The 1,083-nt window shown below is 40.4% G+C and carries 1 protein-coding gene; it reads right to left on the bottom strand.

The window, feature by feature from the left end:
* Positions 1 to 568: 568 nt before the first annotated feature.
* Positions 569 to 1,033 (bottom strand): ASCH domain-containing protein, encoded by a 465-nt coding sequence (locus CDZ87_RS16920; protein ID WP_100754562.1) that lies wholly within the window; start codon positions 1,031 to 1,033, stop codon positions 569 to 571.
* Positions 1,034 to 1,083 lie beyond the last annotated feature (50 nt).

Genomic DNA, 1,083 nt, shown 5'->3' on the forward strand with positions numbered 1-1,083 from the left:
CTACCAACTTTCCGCATAACACCGTAACCACCAAAATCAACGCATAATAAAAATGTCACGCGTTGGAAGTCCCTCTTGAAGCGTTTGTTATGCTTTATTACCTATTGATTACATTGAACTTTTACAATGTTCATTGGTTAAATCCACTTTAACTCAAAATGATAAACTTGCCTACTTTCAGCAATCACTGTTGCCGATAAGATCCCAAACAAGTTGAAGCGAATTAGCTTGCGGAATCAAGGGGTCAACAACACCAAAGGAAGAGACCTTTCAGCAACAGTCGAACCTTTTGCGCACACAATTTGTCAGAGCAGAGTTGGCTAAAAAGCATGAGCATCGTTCAACTTTCAATCGCCACCCAAAAGAACAATAAACTCATAATATCAATAAATTAGAATAGGAAAACCTCTAAATCAGACAGAGTTTTCCCATTAAAATTTATATATTGATTTTGCTGAGGCTCAATAAAGCATAACGCTGCGTTAAGGTGTGACAAGCGCTTGCCACACTGTGAGCGAAGCGAAACCGGCAAGCGTTTGGAATCACTCTTAAACGCTTTGTTATATTTTTATTTATAGACGACCCTGAAGCGCTCTAAAACCAACAGCATATCCTCTGTTGGCTTTATACCAAGTTCATCGCACTCTAAGCTAAAAAATTTCCAGTGGGCTTCTCGCCACCAATTTAATGACTTGTCACCCTCGCCTTCTTCTGCTGCAAACTCCGCTGTAACATCGCTATATTTACATTTATTGACTGAGGTAAGTTCAATAATACAAACTGGTTTGCCGTCCCAGTTAGTCACCACTTGAAGATGACCAACTTCTGGCATGGGTTCGCCTTCATGACTGTACCAGTACTCCAAACTGCAAGAAGCACGTTTTTCTCCACGCAGTATTAAGTCGGCACAGACATTGGCGTTGTACTCATCTGCGCAGAAATAGTCAGCACTGAAAGAGGTATGTTTTTTCGCAATTTCACTAGGTAATGAGCTTAGATACTCGTTCAAATAAGTCTGACTTCTTTCTTCCATAGCCTTGAATCCCAATTAAAAATATAACGCCGCGTTAAGTAGTGAGCAAC

The organism is Vibrio salilacus (assembly GCF_002811245.1).
GTDB classification, from domain to species: Bacteria; Pseudomonadota; Gammaproteobacteria; order Enterobacterales; family Vibrionaceae; genus Vibrio; species Vibrio salilacus.

Excerpts from the sequence above, each read along its gene's own strand:
- CDZ87_RS16920 (WP_100754562.1), bottom strand. The coding sequence starts at position 1,033 with ATGGAAGAAAGAAGTCAGACTTATTTGAACGAGTATCTAAGCTCATTA.